General features: G+C 51.4%; 26 protein-coding genes, 16 tRNA genes and 1 rRNA gene (1 of these 43 only partly in view). 6 read left to right on the top strand and 37 right to left on the bottom strand.

Annotation, left to right across the window (positions count from 1 at the left end):
- The first annotated feature begins 2 nt into the window (after window positions 1-2).
- Together JNUCC32_RS29535 and JNUCC32_RS29530 are read left to right on the top strand one after the other, a co-directional pair.
- Entirely contained in the window at window positions 3-188 is a 186-nt protein-coding gene (locus JNUCC32_RS29535; RefSeq protein WP_015737435.1) for a YycC family protein, read from the top strand.
- Window positions 185-415 carry a hypothetical protein gene (locus tag JNUCC32_RS29530; RefSeq protein ID WP_009591425.1) on the top strand — a complete coding sequence of 77 codons (231 nt, stop codon included), beginning with the start codon at window positions 185-187 and terminating at the stop codon, window positions 413-415. Before JNUCC32_RS29535 ends, JNUCC32_RS29530 begins: the two co-directional genes overlap by 4 nt.
- Before the next feature lie 78 nt (window positions 416-493).
- Here the strand turns inward: JNUCC32_RS29530 and JNUCC32_RS29525 are convergent, their stop codons facing one another.
- Both JNUCC32_RS29525 and JNUCC32_RS29520 read right to left on the bottom strand, forming a co-directional pair.
- Window positions 494-1,189 (bottom strand): DUF2225 domain-containing protein, encoded by a 696-nt coding sequence (locus JNUCC32_RS29525; RefSeq protein ID WP_228468844.1) that lies wholly within the window; start codon window positions 1,187-1,189, stop codon window positions 494-496.
- Between the two features lie 57 nt (window positions 1,190-1,246).
- Window positions 1,247-1,624, bottom strand: coding sequence for a globin domain-containing protein (locus tag JNUCC32_RS29520; protein ID WP_036671870.1), 378 nt, complete (start codon window positions 1,622-1,624; stop codon window positions 1,247-1,249).
- Window positions 1,625-2,029: 405 nt separating this feature from the next.
- Between JNUCC32_RS29520 and ylbJ the strand changes: the two genes are divergently transcribed.
- Both ylbJ and JNUCC32_RS29510 read left to right on the top strand, forming a co-directional pair.
- Window positions 2,030-3,247 carry a sporulation integral membrane protein YlbJ gene (gene ylbJ, locus JNUCC32_RS29515; protein ID WP_192570583.1) on the top strand — a complete coding sequence of 406 codons (1,218 nt, stop codon included), beginning with the start codon at window positions 2,030-2,032 and terminating at the stop codon, window positions 3,245-3,247.
- Between the two features lie 76 nt (window positions 3,248-3,323).
- Window positions 3,324-4,127, top strand: a complete 804-nt coding sequence (locus tag JNUCC32_RS29510; protein ID WP_009591431.1) for an NAD kinase — start codon at window positions 3,324-3,326, stop codon at window positions 4,125-4,127.
- 121 nt (window positions 4,128-4,248) lie between these two features.
- On the opposite strand, the gene JNUCC32_RS29505 is transcribed toward JNUCC32_RS29510, so the two are convergent.
- Window positions 4,249-4,788: a YutD family protein gene (locus JNUCC32_RS29505; RefSeq protein WP_192570582.1), complete on the bottom strand. Its 540-nt coding sequence runs from the start codon at window positions 4,786-4,788 to the stop codon at window positions 4,249-4,251.
- Window positions 4,789-4,816: 28 nt separating this feature from the next.
- The gene (gene lipA / locus JNUCC32_RS29500) at window positions 4,817-5,710 is read right to left on the bottom strand and encodes a lipoyl synthase (RefSeq protein ID WP_009591422.1); all 894 of its coding nucleotides are present in this window, start codon (window positions 5,708-5,710) and stop codon (window positions 4,817-4,819) included.
- Between the two features lie 222 nt (window positions 5,711-5,932).
- On the opposite strand from lipA, the gene JNUCC32_RS29495 reads away from it, so the two are divergent.
- Window positions 5,933-7,015: a M23 family metallopeptidase gene (locus JNUCC32_RS29495; protein ID WP_096776662.1), complete on the top strand. Its 1,083-nt coding sequence runs from the start codon at window positions 5,933-5,935 to the stop codon at window positions 7,013-7,015.
- A gap of 110 nt (window positions 7,016-7,125) precedes the next feature.
- Here JNUCC32_RS29495 and yunB read toward each other — a convergent pair whose 3' ends face one another.
- The 6 genes from yunB to JNUCC32_RS29465 form a co-directional block, all read right to left on the bottom strand.
- Window positions 7,126-8,088: a sporulation protein YunB gene (gene yunB / locus JNUCC32_RS29490; RefSeq protein ID WP_096776663.1), complete on the bottom strand. Its 963-nt coding sequence runs from the start codon at window positions 8,086-8,088 to the stop codon at window positions 7,126-7,128.
- A gap of 104 nt (window positions 8,089-8,192) precedes the next feature.
- Complete coding sequence (locus JNUCC32_RS29485) at window positions 8,193-8,549, bottom strand: ArsR/SmtB family transcription factor (protein WP_096776664.1); 357 nt, start codon at window positions 8,547-8,549, stop codon at window positions 8,193-8,195.
- A 3-nt stretch (window positions 8,550-8,552) separates the two neighbouring features.
- Window positions 8,553-8,978: an SRPBCC family protein gene (locus JNUCC32_RS29480; protein WP_096776665.1), complete on the bottom strand. Its 426-nt coding sequence runs from the start codon at window positions 8,976-8,978 to the stop codon at window positions 8,553-8,555.
- 191 nt (window positions 8,979-9,169) lie between these two features.
- A complete protein-coding gene (locus tag JNUCC32_RS29475) occupies window positions 9,170-9,595 on the bottom strand; it encodes a DUF1801 domain-containing protein (protein ID WP_096776666.1) in 426 nt (141 codons plus the stop codon).
- Window positions 9,596-9,715: 120 nt separating this feature from the next.
- Window positions 9,716-10,513 carry a TrmH family RNA methyltransferase gene (locus JNUCC32_RS29470; protein ID WP_096776667.1) on the bottom strand — a complete coding sequence of 266 codons (798 nt, stop codon included), beginning with the start codon at window positions 10,511-10,513 and terminating at the stop codon, window positions 9,716-9,718.
- Window positions 10,514-10,577: 64 nt separating this feature from the next.
- Window positions 10,578-11,240, bottom strand: coding sequence for a potassium channel family protein (locus JNUCC32_RS29465; RefSeq protein WP_009591426.1), 663 nt, complete (start codon window positions 11,238-11,240; stop codon window positions 10,578-10,580).
- A 142-nt stretch (window positions 11,241-11,382) separates the two neighbouring features.
- On the opposite strand from JNUCC32_RS29465, the gene sspI reads away from it, so the two are divergent.
- Window positions 11,383-11,619, top strand: coding sequence for a small acid-soluble spore protein SspI (gene sspI / locus JNUCC32_RS29460; RefSeq protein WP_009591415.1), 237 nt, complete (start codon window positions 11,383-11,385; stop codon window positions 11,617-11,619).
- A gap of 82 nt (window positions 11,620-11,701) precedes the next feature.
- Here the strand turns inward: sspI and JNUCC32_RS29455 are convergent, their stop codons facing one another.
- The 27 genes from JNUCC32_RS29455 to JNUCC32_RS29325 form a co-directional block, all read right to left on the bottom strand.
- Entirely contained in the window at window positions 11,702-13,282 is a 1,581-nt protein-coding gene (locus JNUCC32_RS29455; protein WP_090908806.1) for a peptide chain release factor 3, read from the bottom strand.
- Window positions 13,283-13,402: 120 nt separating this feature from the next.
- The gene (gene zwf / locus JNUCC32_RS29450) at window positions 13,403-14,950 is read right to left on the bottom strand and encodes a glucose-6-phosphate dehydrogenase (RefSeq protein ID WP_009591421.1); all 1,548 of its coding nucleotides are present in this window, start codon (window positions 14,948-14,950) and stop codon (window positions 13,403-13,405) included.
- A 137-nt stretch (window positions 14,951-15,087) separates the two neighbouring features.
- Entirely contained in the window at window positions 15,088-15,918 is an 831-nt protein-coding gene (locus tag JNUCC32_RS29445) for a YwmB family TATA-box binding protein (protein ID WP_192570581.1), read from the bottom strand.
- Between the two features lie 297 nt (window positions 15,919-16,215).
- Window positions 16,216-16,866 carry a response regulator gene (locus tag JNUCC32_RS29440; RefSeq protein WP_036665042.1) on the bottom strand — a complete coding sequence of 217 codons (651 nt, stop codon included), beginning with the start codon at window positions 16,864-16,866 and terminating at the stop codon, window positions 16,216-16,218.
- Window positions 16,844-17,917: a sensor histidine kinase gene (locus JNUCC32_RS29435; RefSeq protein WP_192570580.1), complete on the bottom strand. Its 1,074-nt coding sequence runs from the start codon at window positions 17,915-17,917 to the stop codon at window positions 16,844-16,846. The genes JNUCC32_RS29440 and JNUCC32_RS29435 overlap by 23 nt, the downstream gene beginning before the upstream one ends.
- A gap of 42 nt (window positions 17,918-17,959) precedes the next feature.
- Window positions 17,960-18,604 (bottom strand): cell wall-active antibiotics response protein LiaF, encoded by a 645-nt coding sequence (gene liaF / locus JNUCC32_RS29430; protein WP_192570579.1) that lies wholly within the window; start codon window positions 18,602-18,604, stop codon window positions 17,960-17,962.
- Window positions 18,605-18,773: 169 nt separating this feature from the next.
- Window positions 18,774-19,460, bottom strand: a complete 687-nt coding sequence (locus JNUCC32_RS29425; protein WP_015737448.1) for a PspA/IM30 family protein — start codon at window positions 19,458-19,460, stop codon at window positions 18,774-18,776.
- Between the two features lies 1 nt (window position 19,461).
- A complete protein-coding gene (locus JNUCC32_RS29420) occupies window positions 19,462-19,950 on the bottom strand; it encodes a PspC domain-containing protein (protein ID WP_036665039.1) in 489 nt (162 codons plus the stop codon).
- A gap of 2 nt (window positions 19,951-19,952) precedes the next feature.
- A complete protein-coding gene (locus JNUCC32_RS29415) occupies window positions 19,953-20,630 on the bottom strand; it encodes a PspA/IM30 family protein (protein WP_009591432.1) in 678 nt (225 codons plus the stop codon).
- Window positions 20,631-20,704: 74 nt separating this feature from the next.
- Window positions 20,705-21,004, bottom strand: a complete 300-nt coding sequence (locus JNUCC32_RS29410) for a hypothetical protein (RefSeq protein ID WP_009591410.1) — start codon at window positions 21,002-21,004, stop codon at window positions 20,705-20,707.
- Between the two features lie 354 nt (window positions 21,005-21,358).
- Window positions 21,359-21,438: transfer RNA gene (locus JNUCC32_RS29405), tRNA-Leu, on the bottom strand.
- 8 nt (window positions 21,439-21,446) lie between these two features.
- Window positions 21,447-21,523: transfer RNA gene (locus JNUCC32_RS29400), tRNA-Arg, on the bottom strand.
- 12 nt (window positions 21,524-21,535) lie between these two features.
- Window positions 21,536-21,609: transfer RNA gene (locus JNUCC32_RS29395), tRNA-Cys, on the bottom strand.
- A gap of 11 nt (window positions 21,610-21,620) precedes the next feature.
- Window positions 21,621-21,695: transfer RNA gene (locus JNUCC32_RS29390), tRNA-Gly, on the bottom strand.
- A gap of 14 nt (window positions 21,696-21,709) precedes the next feature.
- Window positions 21,710-21,784: transfer RNA gene (locus tag JNUCC32_RS29385), tRNA-Gln, on the bottom strand.
- 16 nt (window positions 21,785-21,800) lie between these two features.
- Window positions 21,801-21,876: transfer RNA gene (locus tag JNUCC32_RS29380), tRNA-His, on the bottom strand.
- A gap of 26 nt (window positions 21,877-21,902) precedes the next feature.
- Window positions 21,903-21,976, bottom strand: a tRNA-Trp gene (locus tag JNUCC32_RS29375).
- A gap of 6 nt (window positions 21,977-21,982) precedes the next feature.
- A tRNA-Tyr gene (locus JNUCC32_RS29370) sits at window positions 21,983-22,067 on the bottom strand.
- A gap of 4 nt (window positions 22,068-22,071) precedes the next feature.
- Window positions 22,072-22,147: transfer RNA gene (locus JNUCC32_RS29365), tRNA-Thr, on the bottom strand.
- 22 nt (window positions 22,148-22,169) lie between these two features.
- A tRNA-Phe gene (locus JNUCC32_RS29360) sits at window positions 22,170-22,245 on the bottom strand.
- Between the two features lie 80 nt (window positions 22,246-22,325).
- A tRNA-Asp gene (locus tag JNUCC32_RS29355) sits at window positions 22,326-22,402 on the bottom strand.
- A 30-nt stretch (window positions 22,403-22,432) separates the two neighbouring features.
- Window positions 22,433-22,509: transfer RNA gene (locus tag JNUCC32_RS29350), tRNA-Met, on the bottom strand.
- A 34-nt stretch (window positions 22,510-22,543) separates the two neighbouring features.
- Window positions 22,544-22,619, bottom strand: a tRNA-Val gene (locus JNUCC32_RS29345).
- A gap of 63 nt (window positions 22,620-22,682) precedes the next feature.
- Window positions 22,683-22,757: transfer RNA gene (locus JNUCC32_RS29340), tRNA-Glu, on the bottom strand.
- 16 nt (window positions 22,758-22,773) lie between these two features.
- Window positions 22,774-22,865, bottom strand: a tRNA-Ser gene (locus tag JNUCC32_RS29335).
- Window positions 22,866-22,870: 5 nt separating this feature from the next.
- Window positions 22,871-22,946: transfer RNA gene (locus JNUCC32_RS29330), tRNA-Asn, on the bottom strand.
- Window positions 22,947-23,102: 156 nt separating this feature from the next.
- Window positions 23,103-23,539, bottom strand: a 23S ribosomal RNA gene (locus JNUCC32_RS29325) (it continues 2,492 nt past the right edge of the window).

Below are 23,539 nucleotides of genomic sequence, written 5' to 3'. Positions count from 1 at the left end.
CCATGAGACCTTTGCAAATTTCACCGGAGACGGCGGTTACACTGTCCAAGCAGCTGGGCGTTCCGCTGGAACAGCTGATGCATATGCCTCAGCATATATTAATGCAGAAGATTGCCGAGCTTGCCAAGAATGAGGAAGCGAAAGCAACCCCGAAAGACGATGAGTCCCATTCATCGGAGAACTCATGATTCCTTTTTCGAATACGTGGCCTTATGATGTCGTTGGCAACGACGTATATGTACACAGCTGCCCCTTCTGCGGGACCGACAATGTCTTGCTTCCCATGAAGCCTAAGGAGCTTGTAAGCGTTAGGGAGGGGAAAAAGAAGCTGCTCATCTTCCCCTGCTGCCACAACAAAGTTACCGTGCTGGACAGCGACATCGACTATTTGCTCACGGATCAGCGATTGCGCTGACTCTATCTTAAAGCGAGCCATCGCTGCAAATTGCAAATCAACAGCCTGCTGGCCCACCGTTCAGCGGGCTGTTTGCATTTAAGACTCCGCCGGAATCGCCGCGTTCTTCTGCTCCCGGATCTGTTCGGCTATCAGCTTCCACTGCTCTCTGGAGGCTCGGATCATGGCAGCATCCATGATCTTCTCGTCCTGGACCACTCTGGAGAACCACTGAACCGCCTCCTGGAACTGTCCCAGCCGGCGATGAATCTCTCCGATCAGGTACAGCAGACGGGCATCATTGGCCCCTACCCCTTCCAGCTCAAACACCCGGATATAGGATTCCAGGCTATAGCTCAAAAACCGCTGTTCTTGATCCTCGTTGCCCTGATACCGGTACAGCCAAGCGATATGGTGCAGCAGGCTGGCCACGATGCGATCCCGCTCCCCGATCACCTGGGCGCAGAGGAGAGCCAGCTTGTACGACTCCAGAGCATCCTCCAGGTCGCGCGGACCGCCCATATCCCTCTTCTCCCAGCGGCATCCGACCTGGTCATAGAAGAGCGTCTTCTGCCGTTCATTCAATTTCAGGGTCGAGTTTTCCGTCGAAGCAAAACCGCATTCGGGGCAAATCCGCACCACGTAAAAATCGGGGTTCTCCGATTTGTAGTAAGCGCAGAAATCCGTATCCGTACGGTATGCCTTCTTAAAGCTCGGTCTCACCCTGGACGTTAAGTATTCATGCTCACAGTGCGCACAAACCACCTTGATGGAATACAAGGGTTCCAATTTCACGCCATTCGCCATCCCTTCATTCGCGTCTAATTCCTGTCCGTTTCTAGATCTAAGGCACTACGGAGTATTCACGAAATGGTGGGCGGGACCCGAAAGACGCTGCAGCACAAAATCACGTAAATCATCCTCCACGCCGATTTCGATTAAGGCTCCGGCCATGCAGCCAAGCCATTCTTCGGCATGACGGTCGGTAATCGGGAATTTCATGTGCCTGGCCCGCATCATCGGATGTCCGAACGCTTCCGAGAACAAGGCCGGCCCTCCGAAAAACTGGCTCAAAAACATATATTGCTTCTCCATCACCGGCATGATATCTTCCGGAAACAATGGCGAAAGCAGCTCATTTTGCTGCACTCTCGGATAAAAAGCTTCGACGAGCGATCGTACACCCTCGGCACCCCCGAGGTTATCATAGATGCTTAAGTTCGGATTCATATCCGCTAATTCTCCCATCTGTTTATGATTCGCTTTCGATTGGATGTACCTGTCCATTATAGCAAAAAACAACAAAAAAAGGCGCTAAGCGATGGTTAGCACCTTTTAGAACTTATTAATAACTGCGCCAGTCCTCTTCACTCTGGACGAGAGAAGCACGTATAACATAAACGAAGGCGCATACCAGGATACCTGCGACTATGCTCATGATCATCACTCCATCCAAACATAATACGAAAGATGTGCTTTGATGGTTTTTATTATAGCACAATATCCCCGAAAATAAAGCATAAATGTAACCGCTTTCTCATGTTTTTTATACTGTTTGTCCTATATGCTGCATAGATTTTAAATATCGGACCATATTCTATCATTCACAACGATGCCAGGGGGCGTATTCCTTATATGACTATGAAAAAAATGGGCTGGCTCATGCTCGTATCGGCTCTGATCAGCGTAATTGTCCTGATGGCTTTGTTTCCCGAAGCGGCGCTCCAATCCGCACTCCGCGGCCTAGCGATATGGTGGGACGTGCTGTTTCCATCCCTGTTCCCGTTCTTTGTCATTTCAGAGGTGCTGCTGGGGTTTGGCGTGGTGCATCTGATCGGCACGCTCCTGGACCCCATGATGCGACCGTTGTTCCGAATTCCGGGCGCAGGGGGATTCGTGGCCGCGATGGGATATGTTTCAGGTTACCCCGTCGGTGCCAAATTAACCGCCAAATTGTGGGAGCAAAAAATGGTAAATCGGGAGGAAGGTGAACGGCTTGTTGCCTTTACTACCTCCTCGGATCCCATATTTCTGATCGGAGCGGTATCCATCGGCTTCTTTCACGATCCCAAAATAGGTCTCATACTGGCCCTGGCCCACTATGGCGGAGGGTTCCTGGTAGGACTGTTAATGAGATTTCATGGCAAGCGCGAGTCCAATACATCAACCGATTCGCTCCTCCTGTCCCAAACGAAGACAAGCCGGCTCAAGTCCGCCTTTCAGGCCATGCATGCTGCGCGGGAGCAGGACGGCCGTGATCTCGGCACGCTGCTAAGACAAGCGATTAACTCATCGCTTCAGCTGATTATCGTTGTCGGCGGTCTTGTGGTTTTCTTCTCCGTGTTTCTTGAACTCTGGACCCGGGCCGGCGTCATGCCCGCGCTAACGGAGGTCATCAGCTTGCTGTTATCCCTCGTTGGCATGCCCGAATCCTTATCCACTGCCATCGTGGGGGGACTGTTTGAAGTGACGCTGGGCGCACGCTATGCCGGGGAAGCGGGTGCCGCTATTCCTCTGCCATACAAAGCGGCCGCGGCAGCCTTTATCTTGTCTTGGGGCGGCCTGTCCGTTCATGCCCAGATCATCAGCATCCTGAACTCTACCAACCTTAGGTATTTTCCGTTTGTCGTAGCCAGGCTGATCCACGGCATTATTGCGGCCACCGCCGTGTTGCTGTTGTGGAGAAGCGTCATGGGGTCGTCGATACCGACGCTGGCGGTGCCGTCTGTTTCGGATTCCGCCCTAAACGGGTATACCCATATTATGGCGGCTTTCTGCATCCTGCTCGGTTTCCTGATTGCAGTTGCGTTGTTTATTCAGATCCTTCGAGGACTGCAGCAGAAATTCCGCTAATTCCCAAGGTGAACATTGTGTTCTTCTCCAAGATTGATTATCATCTTTATATAACCTTACAAAGGAGCTTATCAACTTGAGATATTATGTTCTGGACCGCGGTGACCCATTGTCTGTCGAGCTGACCCAGCAGTTTCACAAGCTGGCGGAACAGCGGGGGTTTGTGCTGGATGCAGAATCTCCGGAGATTGTGGTCTCGATCGGTGGAGACGGTACGATGCTGCACGCCTTCCATACGTTTATAGACCGTATTCCCGACCTCGCCTTCGTCGGCGTCCATACGGGCCACTTGGGATTCTATGCTGACTGGAAGGCCGATGAATTGACGGAGCTAATTGATCATATGAGCGGAGAAGGCGAACACGGCAACGTGAAGCCGCGCCTCGTCAAGTATCCCCTGGTTCAACTGGAAATCCATAAGAAATCAGGAACGTCCTCTTACATTGCCTTAAACGAATTTACGCTTAAAGGCGTTGACGGTACCGTTGTCGCGCAAATTGACATCAACGACGTGACCTTTGAGATGTTCAGGGGAGACGGCATTTGCGTATCCACGCCGTCCGGCAGCACGGCGTATAACAAGAGTGTCGGCGGCGCGATGGTTCATCCCTCGATCGATGCGCTTCAGATTGCGGAAATCGCCTCGATTAACAACCGGATTTTCCGTACGCTGGGCTCGCCGCTGCTTCTGCCCAAGCATCATCATTGTGATATATTCTCGCGAAAAGAACAGCGTTTGCTGCTTACCATCGATCACGTTAATATCTCGATTGACGACCTCGTATCCGTGCGCTGTCAGGTGGCGGAGCAGCAGGTCAGTTTCGCACGTTATCGGCCGTTTCCGTTCTGGAACCGCGTCCGCGATGCATTCCTTGGTTAATATGAAGAGGACCTCTTTCTTACGTTTACCAGGAGGGCCAACGCTTCACGAAGTCTTTCCTTTACCAATACCCGAAAAAAAGAACGGTCTACCTGCCAAAATACAGGTGACCGTTCTTTGGTTATTGCGGCTGCTCTGAAGGGACATGAGACTCCTTGGAAGGCTTTGCTTCCTTCTCCTTGGGGGCCTTGGCTTCGCGCGGCTCGCGTCTTGAATCCTTGCCTTCGCGCCGCTCGCGCTGGTCCTTGTGCTCCTTACCCGGTTTTGAACCCTCTTGGGCTTCCTTGCTTCCCTGTGCTTCCCCCTCAGCCCGGTTATCCTTAGGGGATGTTTCTCGAACCTCTACAGGCTCTTTCGTATTGGAGGCATGCTCTTTCGTTTCCTTCTGCTCCTTCGTTTTCTGAAGCACAAAGTGAGCACAGCCAAAATTGCAATATTCGTTAATGTAATCGGACATGCTGGAAAAGGTTGAATCCTTGGCAGCCTTGGGATGATTGTCCCGATAGAAGCCTTTAAGCCGAAGCTGATTGTAACCCCAGTCTCCCACGATGTAATCATAACGGTCCAGCACCTCGCTGTACCGCTCCCGGAAAGCTTCCAGATTCCAGCCGTTTCGATGGTCCTTTAACACTTCATAGCTTTTGTTTCCGATAACGATCATTGAAAGCTTCCCCTGCCTTTCCAATAGGTTAAGACTGCACCGTCTCTTCCTTGTTGCGTTCCGCAGACTTCACTTGCTCGTGTGCATGATAGGAGCTGCGCACAAGAGGACCGGACTCCACGTGGCTGAATCCGCGCTTCATTCCTTCTTCCTTCAAGATCGCAAACTCTTCCGGCGTGTAGTATTTTTCAACATTCAGATGTTTCGGCGAAGGCTGCAGGTATTGGCCGATCGTCATGATGTCGCATCCCACCGAACGCAAGTCGTCCATCGCCTCCAGAATTTCATGCCATTGCTCCCCGACGCCCAGCATGATGCTGGATTTGGTCGGAATGTCAGGCTGCATCGCCTTGGCATTCTTCAGCAGCTGCAATGAGCGGGAATACTTGGCTTTGGCACGTACGCGATCGGACATACGCTCCACCGTCTCAATGTTGTGGTTCAGAATATCCGGCTTTACGTCCATCACGATTTTCAGCGATTCTTCGTCTCCCATGAAATCCGGGATCAGCACTTCCACCGAGCACAGCGGCAGGCGTCGGCGAATGGCTTTGACGGTTTCGGCGAATATGTAGGCACCGCCATCCTTCAGATCATCCCTTGCCACGCTTGTTACCACGCAGTGGCGCAGGTTCATTTGCTCGGCCGCCTCCGCTACCCGTTCCGGTTCCTGCAGGTCCAGCTCCGTTGGAAGCCCCGTATTCACGGCGCAGAAGCGGCAAGCGCGGGTACAAATGTCACCCAGAATCATGAAGGTTGCCGTACGGTTAGCCCAGCATTCGTAAATATTTGGACAGCGAGCCTCTTCACACACCGTATGAAGTGTTTTGGATCGCATCATGCTTTTGATTTCTTTATAATTATCGCCAGTAGTCAGCTTGATTCGAATCCAGTCAGGTTTTGGCTGTTTGGTTTTAGACAAAGAAAAAACCTTCTTTCGAATGTAATGATGTAACTCAAGACATACCCCATCGTTTGCTGTCCCATATTATATCATGAAAACCATCATATTACTTGTTTCGCATCGATATGAGATTAATCTAGTTGCGGCATGGATAAAAATCCTTGTTTCGATTCACCCTACAGGTAGGCATGACTGTCCGTCCTTAATTACGACTATCGAAAAAGGGAGGAGAAGGACAATATGAGGATTTTACAACCATTGCGCGCAAAGGGCATCATGTATCGGTCCACGGCTGCAGTCATGGCTGCCTTGATGGCTGCCTGCTGCATGTGCGGGCCTGCGTCCGCATCCGCCTCCATGGCGGTCAGCGCGGCTGACGATTCGGCTAAAGCAACGGATGCTGCAGCGAATTTTGCGGACCGGAAATCTTTATACGATCAGGTTTCCACGGTTACCCAAATTCCTTGGCACCGCCTGGCGGCCATTGACCAGTATGAACGAACGCTGACCCGGGTTCATCCCAAGGATCGAAAGCATCCGGACCGCACCCTAGGCATCTTTATCCCTTCCACCCGATGGGCTGGCCCGTTGAATCCCAATCAGGAAGACGTGAATCCCACGTCGATCAGCGTGTTCTCCGGGATCGGGCTCGATGGGGACGGGGATGGCAAGGCTGACCCTAATAATGATATCGACTTGCTCTACACCGTTGCGACAAGACTTTCCCCTTATGGGCATGCCGCTGATGATTTCAGCATCGGCCTATGGTCATACTACCAGAACACGCGGGCCGTACAGCGCATCATGCAGTATGCCAAGCTCTATGAGACCTTCGGGAAGCTGGACCTGTTCGACCATGCGTTTCCCCTTCCCGTCAAAAGCAACTATTCCTACCGAAGCACCTTTGGGATGGGACGCAACTGGGGAGGCAAAAGGGTTCACGAAGGAACGGATTTGTTTGCTTCATACGGAGTCCCCGTTCGAAGCACCTGTTACGGCGTCGTCGAAATTAAAGGCTGGAATAAATACGGCGGCTGGCGCATCGGCATCCGGGATTTGAACAATCATTACCATTATTACGCCCATCTGCAGGGGTTTGATAAAGGGATTTCGCTCGGGGATGTCGTTACGCCGGGTCAAACCCTCGGCTGGGTCGGCAGTTCCGGCTACGGCAAGCCGGGAACCCAGGGCAAATTCCCGCCGCACCTGCATTACGGCATCTACCGGGACACCGGATTGACCGAATGGGCTTTCGATCCTTACCCGCTGCTGAAGCACTGGGAACTGGAAGAAAAACGCTCGAAGAAAAAAACGCGCTCCTGAATTCAAACCAGGGGCGCGTTTTTCCTTTAAGGGCATACCCTCATGTCACATAGACGGCCAATCCATCCTGCAGGTACACAATACGGTTTGAGAATGAGCGAATGAGCGTCCTACTCGCCTGTTCCGCTTCCCTCCGTATGCCCTGATATGTCGGCGCCGCCCGGCGTAGGCACAAGAGGCGTCGTCGATCCCTGGGCAGGAGGGTCCGGCGTTGTTGAAGGCGGAATCTCCTGCTGCCCGTCATGGGTGTTCTCGTCTGTTACCGGTGGCGGTATCGCGATGCTCGGTGCGCTTGCCTTATTCTCGCCGACCGCCTTTCCTTGGCCGTCGTAATAATACATCGGCACATCGCCTACCACGAGCAGATACGAGATCGGAATATCGGTTTCCACGATTTGCGGCTCCATGTCAAAAGGAACGACAACCGCTACCTCCGTCACGATGTGGACGAACACCTCCACCAGGATCATATTGATGCCGGCCCCCTGCTGCCTCGTATCCAGCTGAACCTTTACCGCTCCTTGGGGTTCGATCTTTAAAGGTATTTGCGGACCGAATGAAGCGATGATCGGGCTTTTTAACACCTGTCCCAGCGGAATCTGCTCTTTGCGCTTATGGATTTCGTCCAGCGTGCTCTGCACGACCTGCGTCGTATGGGACGTGATTTTTAAATGCTCGGCATAATTCAGCATGAATCCGGTCACTTTGCCCGAGCTGTCCGTTTTCCAGTTGACCAGATTATCAAAATCCTTGCCCTGCGTCACCTGGGAGGTGATCGCTTTATTGATGGCTTCGGTAGCGATCTGCTTAACCCGGATTTGGGCTAAATGCATGATCGGCGGCCGCAGATTCTGCTCGATATACATAAAAAACTCAACGATCCCAAACACAAGGAGCAGAGCGCCGATCAGCCACCATTTTTTTGTGCTCCGCCGTTTGGCAGCCTGAGGACGCCCCCGGCTCTGCGGTACGGGCCGAAAGCCTCTGCGCGGTGGTTTGTAAGCTCTCCTTGGTTTAGGCCACGACAGCGACGGAAAGGCCAAACGCCTGCTTCCCCATCTCTTTCGTCTCATGCTTGGTCCCCCCTATTTACGCCCCGAGGAGCATGTTTACCATGGCAAGCTCTCCTGTATAGAAGGTATGCGGACAAACGGCAAAAAAGAAGAGCAAGGATGGCTTATCCTCGCTCTTCTATGTCGTTCGTTGAATCGTCTTCTTGATCTTCCACGTAATATTTCAGCATCGACAGTTTGTTCTCCCAGAAGCGGTCGAAATAAGACAGCCAATCCTTCAATTCCTTAAGCGGCTCTGCTTGCAGGCGATAGCGGGTCTCGCGTCCCACCTTGCGGTCCTGCACCAGACCGGCTTCCTCCAAAATACGGAGATGCTTGGACACGGCGGTTCGCGTCATGGAGAAATGTCCCGTAATTTCCTTAACCGGCATTTCCTTATCGCTTAACAAGCCGAGCAGCTTACGGCGAGTCGGATCTGCGATGGCTTGGTAGACATCATGCTTCGGAGCGGCCTGCGACATCGGTTACGCCTCGACGTATCCCGCAAGCTTCTGGACAATGCCAGCCCAGCCGTTGTCCATGCGGCCTCGAACGATGTCATGCGCTTCCCCGAACTCGGTTACTTGATCCGCTGTCCATCCGCCGTGGATGAGCGTGAATTCCGTATGGTCTCCCTGCTCCACCAGTTCGAACGTAACGCTCCAATCCTTGCCCCAGTTAAAAGACAACCGGTTAGGTTCATCAATAAGCGTCACCTTGCATGGTGAGTTTCCGAAGGGGCCGGCATTCAATTGAAACTCGAACCCTTCCACCGGTTCAAAATTGTTAGGCATAAACCACGCCGAAATCCCTTCAGCTGTGGCTACGGCTTTCCACACCTTCTCGATGGGCGCTTTCAGCACAAGAGTATGACGAATATCCGGCAGCTTGCCGTTTGTTGCGTTGTCCATATCAGATTGATCCCTCGCTTAAACTTAAATTATGAAACCATTTGGTTTCCCTTTATGCATTATAGGACACCAAATGGTTTTACGTCAAACCCCAATATTCACCTGTTCGTCATCACCCTTAGGTCAATCAGCCGACTAATCGGCTCAAAACAGAGACCTTGCCGGCACACCGCACTTAACTCCACCTCACGTTAGGGTTGATCCGGGTAAGTCTTTTTCAGGAACGCGATCGATTCGCGAATCAGCTGCTTCAGCACCTCAACTTCAATGTCCGCCACTTTATTAATGTACACGCAGCCTTTCCCTGCCGTATGCTTGCCGAAATTCGTCAGCAGCTCCTCCCGCTGATCATCGCCTGGCGCAAAATACAGGCTGATCTTCGCTTTTCGCGGCGAGAATCCTACAAACGGCGCATCTCCCTCATGGCCGGAAGCGTAACGGTAATGGTAGGAGCCGAAACCAATGATGCTGGGTCCCCACATTTTGGCCGAATACCCGCTCGTTTCTTCAAAAATCTCCAGCAAACGATAGGCATCCTCCCGTTTTTTCGGCGAATCCACTTGCTCGATAAACTCCACCACGCTGTGATCCGTTTCTTTTGTTTTTTGCTCGTACACGGGTTTAACTCCTTTCGAACACGCCTGTTATTATGACCATCTCTGTCAAGAATAAAAAAGGCCGGTTATGATCAGCAATGTTATCTAATCATTCCCCGCCTAATTGGGCCAAATCTGTCTTTATAAATCAGCATACTCCCTCTGCCTTAAAGCCTCGTACATCAATACGGAAGCGGCCATAGCCGCATTCAGCGATTCGGCACGCCCCGGCATGGGGATACGGATGGCATCGTCCACGAGTGCCGCGACCTCAGGCGAGACGCCGCGTCCTTCGCTGCCGATGACGATCCAGCTTGTCCCTTTGAAGTCGTACTCAAAGCATGAGCGCTGTCCTTCCAGCATGGTGGTCACCAATCTGGCTCCCCGTTCCCTGGCTTCCGGCAGGATGCTCAGCAGATCACCCTCCAGCACCGGCAGATGGAACAGAGATCCCATGGTGGAGCGCAGTGTCTTGGGATTGTACAAATCCGCACAGCCTCGCCCCAGGACCACGCCGGCAGCCCCTACGGCATCGGCGCTTCGTATGATGGTTCCCACATTGCCCGGATCCTGGAGACCGTCGAGAACAACGACCAAACCGTTCTCGCGCAGGATCAGGTCCTGCCATTGCCGCGCTTCCTTGCGAATGACGGCAAACACCTGCTGCGGCGACGGCGTATCGCTGACCTTCGATATGACGGCATGGGATACGCCGATCCATTCGGCACCTTGTCCTGTATCCGTAATATGACGAAGCTCTTGGGGGATGCCCTTGTCCACGTCATAAGCCACGCACTCGATGTCCGCGCCGGATGACAGGGCTTCCTGTACGAGATGGATGCCTTCCACCACGTACTTGTTCTGCTTGTCCCGATGTTTTTTCTCCTGCAGCTGTGCCCAGCCCTTCACTCTGGCGTTCTGCGGCGATAATATCTCCATTGTTAACCCATCCGTTCTTTACATATATACTCATCACAGCACCCGGTATCGGAAGCTGACGTCTTTATTTGGGATAAGCAAGCTCCAGCTTCGTTAAGTCATTCTTATGTCCGACGATGACAAGCACATCGCCTTCCTCAATCCGGTCATCCGGACTCGGCGAAATGTTCATGTCCGCATCGCTTCGAATCGCCATGACATTGCACCCGAATCGTGCGCGAATATCCAGCTCTCTCAAATTGTGGCCAATCAGCTCGCCTGTAGCCAGCATCTCCATAATGCTGTAGTCGTCCGACAAATCGATATAGTCCAGAATATTCGGCGAGACCAGATGGTGGGCAACCCGAAGCCCCATGTCCCGCTCTGGGAAAATCACCTTGTCCGCGCCGATTTTGTTAAGCACTTTTCCGTGCAGCTCATTCTTCGCTTTTACGATAATAGCCGGTACGCCAAGATCCTTCAGAATCAGCGTCGTCAAAATGCTGGATTGAATATCCTCCCCGATAGCCACGACAACCACATCAAAATTCCGAATGCCGAGCGCCCGGAGCGCCTCTTCATCGGTCGAATCCGCCGAAACGGCATGCGTGACCATGCTGGCAGTTTCCTGAATACGCTGTTCGCTCGCATCAACGGCTAATACGTCAAATCCCATGCTGCTCAATTCCTTGGCAACGCTTGTGCCAAAACGCCCCATACCGATTACTGCGTACTGCTTCTTAGCCATTTATATATCCCCCCACGAGCCTAGGTCGATCCTTAATCATCAATGATAACAGTATATCATACTGTCCAGAATACTTGAATGTAACTCCCCTAGAACGGGCACATTACACAATGACCCTTATATAACAAGGAGGAACATTTCGATGTCCATATTGTTAGATCTAAGGCAAGCCGTCATTCATAAAGTCCACAATCAGGACGAAGAAGAGCTGCGCTCCATGATCGAGGGTTCCGTTGACGGGCCTGAAGCCGCCCTGCCGGGACTCGGCGTGATGTTTGAAATGATGTGGAAAGACATGGATGCTGCCCAGCAAAATACCCTTGTCTCTTCCCTTCACGACCATTTGAAAACCGTTACGCCTGGCAATCTTCAGGGATAATCCCGCGCTCAACAAAAAGAACAATCCCCTAAGCCTTCAAGCTGAGGGGATTGTTCTTTATATTGCATATATATGCCATCGCTTACGGAGCGGTCTCAAGAAACTGGGCGGTTGGATTCTTGTCTATGGCGGTTCTCATCGCATACTCATTTTCGAACAAGACAACATAGTTATCCTTCTTGTCTTTCACCAGGGTCGAGTTAATCCGGAACTTGGACGGATCAATGTTGTCGTCCACGATCCAGCGGGCGAACTGATACGGCATCCGTTGCAGCTGGACATCGACGCCGTACTCCCCCTTCATCCGATACTCGAACACTTCGAACTGGAGCTGACCGACCACCCCGAGAATGGTCTCGTCGAAGCTAACGGTGCGGAATACCTGAATGGTCCCCTCTTCCGTCAATTGGTCAATCCCCTTCTGATATTGCTTATGCTTCAGCGCATTCTTCACGGTTACTTTGGCAAAGATCTCCGGGGAAAACGTCGGAAGCTCGTCGAATACAACCTCGCGTCCTTGGCTGAGGGAATCCCCGATCCGGAAAATCCCCGGGTCAAACAGACCGATAATATCGCCAGGGTATGCCTCCTGCACAATATCTCGATCCTGCGCCAAAAATTGCTGCGGCTGCGCCAGCTTGATTTCCTTGCCTACCCGCACATGCTTCACGCTCATACCGCGTTCGAACTTGCCCGATACGATTCGAAGGAAAGCGATGCGGTCCCGGTGAGCCGGATTCATGTTGGCTTGGATCTTAAATACGTAACCGGAGAATTTCTCATCGGTCGGTTCCACCACGCCTTCCGTGCTGCGGCGCGGCTCCGGCTTCGGCGCAAGCTGGAGGAAGTTTTCAAGAAAGGTCTGGACGCCGAAATTGTTGATCGCACTGCCGAAAAATACGGGCGTTAACTGACCCTGCATCACTTTCTCCAGATCAAACGGGTCGCCGGCAACATCCAGCAGCTCCAGATCCTGACATAACTGGTCATGCAGATAGTCGCCAGCCATCTCGCGGATGAGCGGATCTTCATACCCTTCGACCTTCTGCACTTTAATCGTGGAGTGGTCGTCCCCTTGGAACAATTCCACCTGATTCTTCACCCGGTCGTACACGCCGCACAGGTCGCGGCCGGAACCGATCGGCCAATTCATCGGTACGGAGCGGATGCCCAGCACCTGCTCAAGCTCCTCCATCAGGTCAAACGGACTGCGTCCTTCGCGGTCGAGTTTGTTGATGAAGGTGAAGATCGGAATGCCCCGCTTCGCGCAGACCTGAAACAGCTTGATGGTCTGGGCCTCGACCCCTTTGGCTACGTCAATCAACATGACGGCGCTGTCGGCAGCCGTCAACGTACGATAGGTATCCTCACTGAAGTCTTGGTGACCCGGCGTATCCAATATATTAATCCGATGTCCTAAATAATCAAATTGCATCACGGACGACGTGACGGAGATTCCCCGCTGCTTCTCGATCTCCATCCAGTCACTCGTTGCATGCTTGCTCGCTTTACGAGCTTTTACCGATCCGGCCAGACGAATGGCGCCCCCGAACAAGAGCAGCTTCTCGGTCAGCGTCGTCTTACCGGCGTCAGGGTGGGAAATAATCGCGAACGTGCGACGCTTATCCACTTCCTGCTGCAGTTCATCTATTAGCTTTGCCATTTCACTTATCCCTTCGTAACTAAAGTCATGTATATCATTGTACCACAATTCATACGCAAATCATCCCCATGCGCCGTGCGCATGAGGATGATTTTTATCGCATAAATTTTAGCTAATCTTCTATTTTTTCAACCACACGACGTTATCCTCAAGCTGACCGTTAACCGGCCACCAGTGGAAGCCGTCTTCCTTCAGCAGCTCATCCGCTTTGTCAGGTCCCCAGGAGCCGGCAGGATACGATTCCAACTCGCCCTGGTTCTCTCTCCAAGCGCTAGCGATGCGATCCACGAAGGACCAAGCGGAAGCCACTTCGTCCCAACGCGTAAAGTAGGTGGAATCCCCGCGGGCGGCATCATGCAGCAGACGCTCATACGCTTCAGGAGAGTTAATGCCCACGATGCAGCTTTGGCAGAAGTCCATCGCAACCGGAGCGATCTCGGACTCGGAGCCCGGCTTCTTCGCGTTGATCTTTACGTAGATGCCTTCCATCGGGTTAACCCGGATAACGAGCAGGTTAGGCTCCAGGGAATGCTTTTGGCCCAAGTATACGTTGGTTGGCATCCGTTTGAACTCTACGACCACCTCGGTCGTCTTAACCGGAAGGCGTTTGCCCGTGCGGATATAGAACGGTACGCCCGCCCAGCGGAAATTATCCACGAAGACTCTGGCCGCAAAATAGGTTTCCGTATTGGATTCCGGATTTACCTTGTCCTCTTCACGGTAAGCCGGCAGATCTTTGCCGCCTGCGGAACCGCTCGTATACTGACCGCGAACCACGTTGTTCTTGACTTCTTCGTTTGAGGCATATGGACGCAGGGAGCGAAGCACCTTCACCTTCTCGTCGCGAATATCTTCTGCGAGCAGGCGGCTAGGCGGCTCCATGGCAATCATGGTCAGCAGCTGCAGCATATGGTTTTGACCCATATCCCTGAGTGCGCCCGCATGGTCGTAATAACCCCCGCGCTCCTCGACGCCAACCGTTTCACCAAGCGTAATTTGGATGTTGGCAATATGCTTGTTGTTCCACAGCGGCTCGAAGAAAGCATTCGCAAAACGGATAACCTCGATGTTCTGCACCATTTCCTTCCCGAGGTAATGGTCGATCCGATAGATCTCCTCTTCCTTGAACACTTTACGGATCTCTTCGTTCAGCTTGGCAGCGGACTCCAGATCGTAGCCGAACGGCTTCTCGATCACAAGACGGTTCCAGCCCTCTCCGTCCAGCATGCCGCCCTTCATCAGGTTGAACGATACGCTGCCGAACAATTCCGGTGCAAGCGCAAGATAGAACAAGCGGTTGCCCGGTATATTAAATTTCGTTTCCAATTGCTCCGTTTGTTCGCGGAGCTCACGGAAACCGTCAATATTGTTGATATCTAAAGATTTATATTCAAAATGCTGTGCAAATGCATTCCATTCACTATCCTGTTCCGAACTATATCGGCAGAATTCCTGAATCGAACGATACACGTCCTCCCGAAACTCCTCTTGGGTGCGCGGACGCCGCGCCACGCCGATTACAGCAAAATCCTCATCCAGTTTTCCTTCACGATAAAGACTGTAGATCGCCGGAAACAACTTACGTCTTGCCAAATCACCAGTCGCTCCAAAGATGAAAAATACAGCTCCCGGTGTCTTCATTGTATCTAGATTTTGATTTTCAGCCATGGCTCCTCATTCTTTCTATGAATTATAGTGTATTTTTATGCATCGGCACTTAACTCGATGTGATGACATTTTAGCATATTCATTTCAAGTATGCTATCTCATTCCGTATTTTTTCATCGGAGTTTCAGATATTATTTTCAATATTCTATTGTAATGACGGGAAATCCGATCGTTATTCTACTGCTTTTCTTCACCGAATCTTCATGCACCGCGATCTGCATATGAATCGGCGTGTCGCCGCTCTTCACAAAAGTCCCCAGCGAAGGCGCCTCATAGGATCGGCTGATCGTTGTAACATCCGCATAATCCTCAACGGAACGAAGCGGAAGCTTTCGGGCTACGGCCTCTTCTACTTGGGCCATCGTTGCATCCACGCTGCCTGACTTCGTTGCATATCCTTGAATGGACGCATTCCACGTATTCGGTATGCCTGCTTGCTCCATCCGTTCTTGAACATGCTGCTGAAGGCTCATCATTTCCCGGGCCTGGGCTGCCGCCTCTCCGACAAGCATGACTCTGACATAACTATGGCCTTGCTTCGTGAGGGCCCAATCCAAATGCACGGAGACGCCCGATCGATCGCCTTCCGCTTGGAAAACGTCATTTCCTTGAAGCTCGTTCGAGGTAATGCCGGAAAGCCCTATTGCGCGAGCCAATTCTTCGGCTGCTGTCTTAGCTTGATCCATAGAAATCGAATTTATCATTTCGCCTTGAATTTTTACCGTGAGGAGCGCGGAAGGGTCCATATGTTCCTTTCCAAGGGCTGCAAGAAGCTCCAAATTGCTTTCGGCTGTAGTCCCTGCTTCTGATGCTCCATTCGCCGTTCCCTTCCAAGCTGACGCTTCTGCCGTTTGCGGAACCGCTTCCTCCCCATTGCGTTCCGTTGTTCCCGCAAAACCCGCCATCATCCCTGCTGCCCCGCACAGCAACAACATCATCACAATCAGCTGTAAACGCATCTTACGCATCGTCAGTCACGCCTCCTCGTACGAATCTATCAATCTAGTAAAAGGATGGCCGGCTCACTGCAGATTTATACCTCGCCATATAAAATGATCCTGCTATTACCGTTTTAAAAATCTCCCTTCCCCTTACCTAAATAAAAAAAGCCTCCCGATTGGGGAGTCTTTAAGCCTGCCTATCATTGTTTACATGGATATGTTGATACCCGAACGCATCGCATCACGGATCTGTTTAGAACCGCGCTCGGCATCTCAAAACTGTTTATTTCACGTTCATAAACATAAAAAAAGAGCCGGCACTCCTTACTCAGCCAGCCCATTTTTATAAGCGTAGATGGCAGCTTGGGTCCGATCCTCTACCCCCAGCTTGCCCAAAATATTAGTCACGTGAAACTTCACGGTTTTGATGCCTATAATCAAATCATCGGCAATGTCCTGATTGGATTTGCCCTGTGCCAGCAATCGCAGCACTTCCATCTCCCGGTCCGTCAGGTCATTATGCGCGGGTGCTTCATTTTGCGGATGGCGGAAACGATTCATCATCTTCGAAGCGACCTGGGACTCCAGAACCGACTGGCCCCGTGCGGCCGCACGTATAGCATCGGCGACCTCGGAAGCCCGGGAGGTCTTCAGCAGATAACTGAACGCGCCTGCTTCAATGACCGGATACATCTTCTCATCGTCCAGATAGCTGGTCAGTACGATCACCTTAAGATTCGGAAATTGCTTCATCAGCTCCCGCGTGGTCTCAATGCCGTCCATCCCATCCATGACCAGATCCATCAGCACCACGTCAGGATGATATTCCTGCGCCAGACGTATGCCTTCCTCGCCGCTGCCCGCTTCGCCTACCACCTCAATGCCGTCTTCTGTGCCAAGCACGGCAGCCAAGCCGATCCGCACCATCTCATGATCATCCACCAGCAGTACCTTAATCGGTGCTTCCATCTCCATCCCCCCGTTTGCGTTCTTCGTTTATGAGCGGCACGATAATCTCAATCCGCGTCCCTTTACCCGGGGCCGTGATGAATTGTAACGAGCCGCCGATTTCCGTCACCCGTTCCTGCATGGTCGAAAGACCGTAGGAAGTCTGTTTCTTGTCGTCCAGTTCGAACCCGACCCCGTCATCTCGCAGCATTACCCGAACGGTTTTTTGCCTGCGATGAATCCGGATGTCCATTTTTTCCGCCTTCGAGTGCCGAAGCGTATTCGACATGGCCTCCTGAATAATGCGGAACAGATGATTTTCGATCCCTTTAAGCAAATGTATGTCATCGTCCATCTCAAACGTAATTTCCATAGGCACTTTGATCCGCAATTCCGTGATCAAATCCCGCAGCCCCTGTTCCAGTGCTTTTCCTTCGAGATATACCGGCCGCAGATGAAGGAGTAGCGCCCTCATCTCGGACTGTGCCACAGCCGACATTTCCTCAATCAGAGCCACCTGGCGCTGCGCTTTGTCAAAATCCTTATCCAGCGTCCTGCCCACAGCTGTTGCCGTCATTGAGATGGCAAACAGCTGCTGAGAAACCGCATCATGGAGCTCGCGCGCCAGACGCTGTCTCTCTTCCACGATCGCCGTAACCCTGGCCTGCTCGGCTAGCTGGGCATTGTTCGTGGATAACCGCTGCAGGGAAGACACCTGATCCTCCCAGCGCTTGCTGATCTTCACCAGCTGTTCTCCAAGCCGGCCCACTTCGTCTTCGCCGATGTCCGGCATGACGTCCGTCAGACTCCCTTTTTCCCAGTTCACGAGTGTTTCCCTAACGAGATCGACCCGCCGTTTTACCCGGTATCCCTGGAAGAAGCCATAAATCGCTCCCAGCCCGATCGGCAGCAATACCAGGGTTATGCCTGCCTCGATCCGGTTCTTCCACGTCTCAAACGGTTGAAGATAACCATATGTATATAATAAATAAAGGACAACGAGCATGACAACCAATCCCAGAAGGGTCCCCTCACGCATACTTCGGGTAATGATATTTGCTTTCTTTTCCGTTTCCACGGGGCAACCCTCCTGAATGGTTTACACAAAACAATACGTTTATTATGTCATTCTTATATTCAAATCTCCGCCTAAATAAGAAACGATAAATTTCACTTTATATTCGCTGGTGTCATAATTGGGCGATTGATATTTCACTCGGTTCAATATGCCGGTTTCCTTCCGGTCGTCCATATGAATCGATCCGAACAAGATGAATGCTTCGATCTCCACCCCGTAATAGTCCGGGATCATCAGATCGATATCACCGAGCATTCCGTGGAACATGAGCACCGTTTGGCGTTCTTCGGGAAGCGCCAGGGACAGATCCACATCCGCTTCCCCGAGCACATGCCACACGCTCAAGCTGCGCATCACCCAGGGTGCACGGTCCCAGTCAAAGTTGGACATAAAATTCTGCTTCTGAATATATCTGGTCGTGGTATGGGCCCGTTTGGACTTGCCGTAGAAAATCCCCAGCGATATCAAACTGACGCCAATAATCAACATAAGATGCTCGAGCAGCAGCAGCACGGCTCCGACGCCGAGCAGAATGTACCCCTTCTTCACATGGCCTTGCCTGATCTGAAGGACGCCCGCGAAGATGAGCAACAGGGCGACAATGGTGAAGAAACCAAACCATCGGCCGAAAAGCATAATAAAACCCAAGCTGATTAAACCTACTGCTATCCAGCGGTTTCTGTCCATGTCGCACCTCCTTGATGACCAAGATATAAGCTCGGAAAAGCCATATCAGTGAGATGCTCCCCACTGTATGGCTTTGCCTGTACTATACGACAATCTCATTCGTATAGCATATCATATGAACACGGTATTCGAATACGCTTTGTTCTTATTTTGCTGACTTGCTAAGGAATTACTCGGATTTCGAGGATTTCCCCATTTTGTTTTTCAACGCTTGCAGCTGCTCATCCACCTTCAGTTGCTTCTCAGCATCCACTGGGCTTGTGTATGCTGCGTTGTTAGGGCGGTATGGTGCGCGAAGCACATCAGCTTCAGCTTCCATTTGCATGATTTTTTCTTCCATGCGGTGGAAGCCCATCGAAGCACTGCCGCTTTCAATGGTATGCAGGCTGCTCACTTGAGACATTTGCTTCTTCGCTTTCGCCATTTGAGCGCGAGCTACAAGCTCATTGCGCTTGTTGCGCATTTTGTAGAACTCGTCTTTCATTTCATGCAGCTGAGCAACAAGCTCTTTCGCTTGAGCCTCGGATTGCAGGTGCAGTTCCACGTACTCGGTTTCTTTTTGATCGAAATAGATCTTTTCTTCAAGCAGCTTGCGAGCCACTTCTTCTTGACCGTTTTTCAGAGCCAATTCCGCTTGAGCTTCACGTTGTGCCGCCATCTTCACAGCCTCATCGACGCGCTGCTTCATGCGACGCTCATTTGCCATTTGCTTCGCAACCGTTACCTCTGCTTCATGAATTTCTGCCTCCATGTCGCGCAGGTACTGGTTCAGCATTACGATCGGATCCTCCACTTTATCCAGCAGCTCGTTCACCGATGCTTTCGTCATATCCTTGATTCTTTTAAATACTCCCATGTTATTTATCTCCCTTCTCATAGTTCGAAAGTTTTTTCTTCAATTCTTCGATTTCTTTTTGCATGGCTTTTCTTTCAATATCCTTCATCATCGCATCCAGATCGGAATCGGTGGACGCGTTCGTTCTTGTGCCGTTGGGACGGTCATATTTGGGACCAAAGCTTCCATGCTCATTAGGGTTCGGATAGCCTTGATGACGTCCATAAGCATCATTGTAGCTGTTGTAGCCTGGCCCCGGGCCCGGATGGTCGTTGTAACGGTATCCGCCGCCATGTCTTCCTTGAGGCCCGTACGGATCGTGATAATACGGCTCTTTAGGAACGACGAGGGTTGCAATCAGATAGATCAACAGCGTTGTACCGCCTGTGAAAAAGATACTGACTACAAATATGATTCTAAGTAGGGTAGATTCGACTCCGAAATGATCGGATATACCGCCGATCAACCCTGTGAACATCTTGTCTCGGGTGGAACGGTACAATCTTGTCATGGTTACTCCTTTCCGCTGTTATTCAGCTTTTGCTTCAAGCGGGCAAGTTCCTTTTCCAATACCGTGGAGACGGATTCTCCAGCCTGATCCATGTATTCCTGCCCCATGCGGCGTAAATCGCGAAGGCTTCTGGCTTCCAGTTCCCAGTCGCTGATACGGTCCTCGAGGCGATTGAACATCTTCGGTACATCATGACCCCCGCCATAGGACCCCGTACGTTCATTCATTTTTTGCTGAAGACGAAGGGTTTCCACTCGGGCAACATAATACTGGCGTTTGCTGTAGACCGTCTGATATTCCATCCGCAGCTCACCGAGCTGCTCCTCGATTTCTTTCAACGACTCCAGGCTTGAGGATAACAGGCCTTGATACTGTTCAATCTTTTCCTCATAAATCAGCTTCTCCTGCAATGCCAGCTTGGCAAGATGCTCTTCGCCGGCCTTCAAGGCAAGCAGTGCCTGCTCTTCGCGTTTAAATCGCATGGTTTCCGCTTGATCCACCTGCTGTTTCAGCTGTCTGGAATGTACTTGGCATTGCTGCTGCAGCTTCTCGGCCTCAGCAATGTCCTGTCTGGTTGAATGTAGGAACTGGTCGATCAATCGAACCGGATCCTGGCTCTGCTCGAGCTTTTCATTCAATGTTGCTACAGTTATGTCTCTTATCCGCCGGAAAACACTCATATCGGCTTAGCCCTCCTCATCTATCATGATCTGATCTGTTGTTTATGCAGGTTATATAATGTAGTGGTTCCTTATCAATAACGGGGTCTTCCATTCTTCAATCGGGACACTCCGTAGATGATTAAGATGACACCAAGGATCGGACCGATCAGCCAAGACAGTTTACCCATCAACCAGATGATGCCGATACCGAGAATGATCCATCCCATCAAGGTATTGCCTCTTCGAATTCCGTAATATCCCAAAGCAACCATCAGTATCGGAATTAGAAGACTGAACAACCATCCAAGCAGAGGACCGAATACTCCCAGAAGAACCAAGATCCCTAAACCAATCAACAGGATACTCATTCCATTGCCTTTTGAATTCCTCATTTATACACCGCCTTTCTGTTGTTTGATCGTTGTTTCATTTGTTCAACCTTATGACTCTATTCTAGGTAATTTCGAGTTTGACTAAAACGGCCTGTGGACGGTTTTTGGACCTAGACCTAAGGCGGGGCTTCCTATAGACCTACGTCCAACCTCTGGACTGGTCTGCAGTTTTTGCGTTATATCCGTGAACGAACACCCTGCTGTTACCGTATCACTTATTGAAGGAACATCGATCTACAGGAGAACGATCCTCAGCAGCTGCGATTGGGAGTGGACTTATCGTGTGGATGCTTCGATGGAGAGACAACAAAAAAAGGAATGCAGACGTTGATCGTCTACATTCCTTTTGATTGATGCCGGTGAAGGGACTCGAACCCCCACGGTTTCCCTCACGATTTTGAGTCGCGCGCGTCTGCCAATTCCGCCACACCGGCTTACACAATGGCGTGCCCTAAGAGATTCGAACTCCTGACCTTTTGATTCGTAGTCAAACGCTCTATCCAGCTGAGCTAAGGGCACATATGGTTGTTATGGAGGCGCCACCCAGATTCGAACTGGGGATAAAGCTTTTGCAGAGCTGTGCCTTACCACTTGGCTATGGCGCCAGAAATAAAAATGGAGCGGACGACGGGAATCGAACCCGCGACCCTCGCCTTGGCAAGGCGATGCTCTACCGCTGAGCCACGTCCGCAAACATAAAATCAATGGCTGGGGATATAGGATTCGAACCTATGCATGACGGAGTCAAAGTCCGTTGCCTTACCGCTTGGCTAATCCCCAATATGATTTTGTAATATGGGGCGATCGAGGGGAATTGAACCCCCGAGTGCCGGAGCCACAATCCGGTGCGTTAACCACTTCGCCACGACCGCCATATTGTACTATAAATTGATTCGATTGGCAGGGGCAGCAGGAATTGAACCCACACTAACGGTTTTGGAGACCGCTGTTCTACCTTTAAACTATGCCCCTAAAAACTGGTGGAGGATGATGGATTCGAACCACCGAACTCGAAGAGAGCAGATTTACAGTCTGCCGTGTTTAGCCACTTCACTAATCCTCCAGAATGGTGCCGGCGAGAGGACTTGAACCCCCAACCTACTGATTACAAGTCAGTTGCTCTACCAATTGAGCTACACCGGCGTATAAAATTATAAAAGGTACATGGTGGCTCGGGACGGAATCGAACCGCCGACACGAGGATTTTCAGTCCTCTGCTCTACCGACTGAGCTACCGAGCCATAGAGCTCATTTTGGACTTTGACGAATCCCATATCGGATACGCATCTCATCCCAAAGTCATCTATGAAACTTGTAAAAATGGCGGAACTGACGGGATTCGAACCCGCGATCTCCTGCGTGACAGGCAGGCATGTTAGGCCTCTACACCACAGTTCCACGAGGCACTATCGCTATTGCGATATAAATTGGTTGCGGGGGCAGGATTTGAACCTACGACCTTCGGGTTATGAGCCCGACGAGCTACCGAACTGCTCCACCCCGCGTCATTAAAAGGGTTGCTGCAATGGTGAAAAATCATGGTGGAGGCTGAGGGGATCGAACCCCCGACCCTCTGCTTGTAAGGCAGATGCTCTCCCAGCTGAGCTAAGCCTCCGTAACAAAGCGACTTTTATCATACCAAAATCTGATATAAGAAGCAAGTGTTTTTTAAAGAAAGTGGTGACCCGTAGGGGATTCGAACCCCTGTTACCTCCGTGAAAGGGAGGTGTCTTAACCCCTTGACCAACGGGCCTTGCTTAAAATAATAGTGGCGGAGAGAGAGGGATTCGAACCCTCGAGACGCTTTTGGCGCCTACACGATTTCCAATCGTGCTCCTTCGGCCAACTCGGACACCTCTCCATAAATGGCTCCCCGAACAGGACTCGAACCTGTGACAACTCGATTAACAGTCGAGTGCTCTACCAACTGAGCTATCAGGGAACAATATTCAATTCAAGTGATTGATCACCTGAAAACTAGATACGAAACGAATTTGCAGCACATTAGAATCAGTAGCATTCACCCGATGTGGTATCGGGGTCCCCGAAAAGTATTCGGCATCTGCTTCAAAGCTTTGCTTCACTTTTTGGGGTAATTTTGGATAAGCCCTCGACCGATTAGTATTGGTCAGCTCCATGCATTGCTGCACTTCCACCTCCAACCTATCTACCTCGTCGTCTTCAAGGGGTCTTACATACTGGGAAATCTCATCTTGAGGGGGGCTTCACGCTTAGATGCTTTCAGCGCTTATCCCGTCCGTACGTAGCTACCCAGCCATGCTCCTGGCGGAACAACTGGTGCACCAGCGGTACGTCCATCCCGGTCCTCTCGTACTAAGGACAGCTCCTCTCAAATTTCCTACGCCCACGACAGATAGGGACCGAACTGTCTCACGACGTTCTGAACCCAGCTCGCGTACCGCTTTAATGGGCGAACAGCCCAACCCTTGGGACCTACTTCAGCCCCAGGATGCGATGAGCCGACATCGAGGTGCCAAACCTCCCCGTCGATGTGGACTCTTGGGGGAGATAAGC

The organism is Paenibacillus sp. JNUCC32 (genome assembly GCF_014863545.1).
Taxonomy (GTDB): Bacteria; Bacillota; Bacilli; order Paenibacillales; family Paenibacillaceae; genus Paenibacillus_AQ; species Paenibacillus_AQ lautus_A.
The sequence above is the reverse complement of the archived record's forward strand: the minus strand, read 5'-3'. Positions and strand labels throughout refer to the sequence as shown.